The sequence below is a fragment of the Brevundimonas sp. genome (assembly GCF_032107865.1).
GTDB lineage: Bacteria > Pseudomonadota > Alphaproteobacteria > Caulobacterales > Caulobacteraceae > Brevundimonas.
This window is the reverse complement of record NZ_DAMCNG010000265.1, coordinates 1-3,246: the sequence shown is the minus strand read 5'-3', so window position 1 is coordinate 3,246 and position 3,246 is coordinate 1. Positions and strand designations below refer to the sequence as shown.

The following is a 3,246-nucleotide window of genomic DNA, read 5'->3' as shown; positions in this document are numbered from 1 at the left end:
CGTGCGATCATCAGGCGGTCGCCGGCTCGACGCGGGCCAGAGCCCAGTTGGGGTCCGAGGCGCCCAGGCGGCGCTCGAAGGTCCAGATCTCGGCGGTGCGGCGCTCTTCAGTGACGGTCTCGCCGCCCGACGGCGTGACCGAGCCGCGCACTTCGGCCAGGAAACGCACCTTGGCCAGGGCGCGATCACCCTCGGTGGTGGCCAGCTCCAGATCGGCGCGCGGGGCGTGAACCAGTTCAGCGCTCTCAACGTCGCCGCGCGCTTCTCGCGCTGTGATGCCGGCCTCGAACGAGCCCATGACCTTGTCGGTCAGCAGCGGGCGCAGCGCCTCGCGGTCGCCCTTGGCGTAGGCGCGAACGATGGTCTCATAGGCCTGGCGCGCGCCTTCCAGGAAGCGGTGCGGGTCGAAGTTCGGCTCCCGCGCCTTCAAGCCTGCGATGGCGGCCGTCAGCGCGGGGTCGACAACGGGTCCGCGCGCGGCTTCAGGCGCGCCGGTAGGGACTGCGGGAACCGGTACGGGCTTGGGATTGTCCTCGGGCTGACGGCCGACCTTCTTGCCCAGCACATTATAGAGTTGGAACAACAGCACCGCCGCAATGACGGCGAAGATCACGATCTGAAAGGTCACCGGCACGGTGGGTTCCTCGACTGGTCAGGCCTCATCTTCCCGGCAGGGAAGCGCCTCGGGATTCTCCCCAAAGGCGAAAGGGCGGCTCATACAACGTGATTAGGGGTCGATCCGGGCGGGCGCAAGGCGAAGCGAGAGGCGAACGCGGGTCTCGGCGTTGCGACACAGGGTCTCGCCATGCTACCGCCGCCCCCTCAGACCCGCCTCCAGGGGGAGCGGGACACTCCATTCTTGCAAGACGGTTTTCAGACTCATGACCGACGCCACGCCGCCCGCCAACGGCCAGACGCCCGACCAAGCCCAGCCTCAGGGCGGCCAGCCGCAAGGCCCCGGCTTCCGCATCCTGGCCCAGTACGTCCGCGACCTGTCGTTCGAGAACCCCAAGGCGCCGGACAGCCTGCGCATCGACGGCAAGCCCGCCATCGACATGGGCGTCGAGATGAACGCTCAGGGCCGTCCCGACGGTCTGTTCGAAGTCGATCTGAAGCTGTCGATCAAGGCCACGGCTGACGATCAGTCGCCGGTGTTTCACGTGGAACTGCTCTACGGCGGCCTGTTCGCCCTGCAAGGCGTCCAGCCGCAGGACATCGAGCCCCTGCTGCTGATCGAGTGCCCGCGCTACCTCTTCCCCTTCGCGCGTCAGGTCATCGCCCAGGCCACCATGGATGGCGGCTTCTACCCGCCCTTCATGGTCGATCCGATCGACTTCGCCGCCATCTACGTCGCCCGCCAGCAGCAGATCGCGGGCGCCCCGGCCGAAACCGGCCAGGCTTGATAAAGGGTCGCTAACGCGAGGCGCGCGGCGCCCCGCTGCCTGAGCGACCATGTGTAGAAGGGGCGTCCGGTCGGGCGCCCCTTTTCATTTCCAAGGACAGCGTAGTGCTCAAAGTCATCGCCGAGGACTTCATCAAGCCCGAGCATGTGGAGACGGTGCGGCCGCTCTACGCCGAACTGGTGCGGCTGACGCGACAGGAAACGCTGTGCCGAGCCTATGACCTGTTCGAGGATCGCAAGCAGCCCGGCCATTTCGTCTTCATCGAGGAATGGCCCGACCAGGCCGCGCTCGACGCCCACTGCGCCAGCGAGCATTTCCGGCGTCTGGTCCCCCAGATCGACGCTCACCAGGCCCAGCCCGGAACCTACATACTGATGAGCCCCGTCCCGGCGGACAAGCCGGTTCAGGCGGCTTCTTCGGCCTCGGTCTCGACCGCCACGCCGTAGCCCGCCCACAGGCTGAAGTCCTTGATCGTCGCCTTGAGGAAGGCCAGGTGGGCGGCGTCTTCCTCGGCCGTGACAAGAGCGGGCAGGGGACGCGGCCGAGCGCCGTAGGCGACGCGCTCGGCCGTCTCGGTCGCGCCGCCGCGCGTCGAGGTCAGGTCCAGCGCGCGTTCCTTGCCGCCGCGCAGCTCCAGATAGACCTCGGCCAGCAGACGGGCGTCGATCAGGGCGCCGTGCAGGGTGCGCTCGACCAGGCTGATCTTGTAGCGCTTGCACAGGGCGTCCAGCGAGTTGGCCATGCCCGGAAACCGCTTCTGGGCCAGGGCCAGAGTGTCAATCCAGCGGTCCTGCGGCGGCGGCTTGCGGCCGATACGGCCGATCTCGAAATCGATGAAGTTGCGGTCGAAGTTGGCGTTGTGCGCGATCAGCGGCGCATCGCCCAGAAACTCCATCAGGTCATCGACGACCTCATGAAACTTGGGCGCGTCCTTCACCTTGTCGTCGGTGATGCCGTGCACCTTGATGGCGTCCGGCGGAATCAGCCGCTCGGGGTTGATGAAGCGGTGGAAGGTCCGCCCCGTCGGCAGCAGATCCTCGATCTCGATACAGCCCACTTCGATCAGCCGGTCGCCCGTCTTGGGATCGAAGCCGGTGGTTTCAGTGTCGAGAACGATTTCGCGGGCCATGCCCCTTAATGCCCGGGTTCGGCCTTCAACGAAAGGGTTCAGCCCTCCAGAGCGCGACGGATCGCCCGCGCGACCGCCAGGCTGCGCTCCGCCTCCTCGTGGTTCTCGTCCTCCAGATGCCAAGCGGCGGAAAGGCAGGCGTGGCAGAAGCCCCAGGCCATGACCGCCTTCGCGGGTCGTCCCACCGCCGGCCCCAGGGTCTCGGCCAGGCGTCGCGCCCGTACGGGGTCGGTCCTGAGATCCTGCCGCTCCAGCGGATTGTAGAGCAGATTGGCCGCGTCATAGGCCGGATCGCCCAGGACGCCGTGCGGATCGATCACCAGCCAGCCGCGCGGACCGTGCAGGACGTTGTCGTGATGAAGATCGCCGTGCAGCGGACGGATCGGCGCCCCCTTGGCCATCAGGCTCGCCGCCATAGCGGCCGCCTCAGCGAACAGGCCGCCCTGTCTCGCCGCCTCAAGCCTCAAGGCGGCGAAGCGGTCCTCCATCGTCTGAAGGCCCTCGGCCGGGCGATCCGATGGCGCATGAAGCGCGCGCAGCACGTCGGCGGCGATGCGGGTCGCGGCTTCGTCGCCCTCCGTCTCCAGCACGGCGGCCAGGGTGTGGTCGCCGGCGTCTTCAAGCCATTGCCAGGGCCCTTGAGCGCCCAGCAACCGGATCGCGCCCGATCCGTCGCGCCAACGCAGCCAGGCCAGGGCATGGAGCGCATCCGGC

The 3,246-nt window shown here is 67.9% G+C and carries 5 protein-coding genes; 2 read left to right on the top strand and 3 right to left on the bottom strand.

What is annotated here, in order from left to right; translation table 11 throughout:
* Nucleotides 1-10: 10 nt before the first annotated feature.
* Nucleotides 11-628: a TIM44-related membrane protein TimA gene (gene timA / locus RT567_RS15225; protein WP_313577086.1), complete on the bottom strand. Its 618-nt coding sequence runs from the start codon at nucleotides 626-628 to the stop codon at nucleotides 11-13.
* A gap of 253 nt (nucleotides 629-881) precedes the next feature.
* Here timA and secB point away from each other — a divergent pair, with 253 nt between their 5' ends.
* Nucleotides 882-1,403 carry a protein-export chaperone SecB gene (secB, locus tag RT567_RS15220; protein ID WP_313577085.1) on the top strand — a complete coding sequence of 174 codons (522 nt, stop codon included), beginning with the start codon at nucleotides 882-884 and terminating at the stop codon, nucleotides 1,401-1,403.
* A 104-nt stretch (nucleotides 1,404-1,507) separates the two neighbouring features.
* Nucleotides 1,508-1,849: a putative quinol monooxygenase gene (locus RT567_RS15215; RefSeq protein ID WP_313577084.1), complete on the top strand. Its 342-nt coding sequence runs from the start codon at nucleotides 1,508-1,510 to the stop codon at nucleotides 1,847-1,849.
* Here the strand turns inward: RT567_RS15215 and dnaQ are convergent.
* Both dnaQ and RT567_RS15205 read right to left on the bottom strand, forming a co-directional pair.
* Nucleotides 1,807-2,532: a DNA polymerase III subunit epsilon gene (gene dnaQ / locus RT567_RS15210; protein WP_313577083.1), complete on the bottom strand. Its 726-nt coding sequence runs from the start codon at nucleotides 2,530-2,532 to the stop codon at nucleotides 1,807-1,809. The two genes, RT567_RS15215 and dnaQ, sit on opposite strands and share 43 nt — an antisense overlap.
* A 38-nt stretch (nucleotides 2,533-2,570) precedes the next feature.
* On the bottom strand, nucleotides 2,571-3,246 hold a 676-nt coding region (locus RT567_RS15205; protein ID WP_313577082.1), incomplete at its 5' end, for an aminoglycoside phosphotransferase family protein.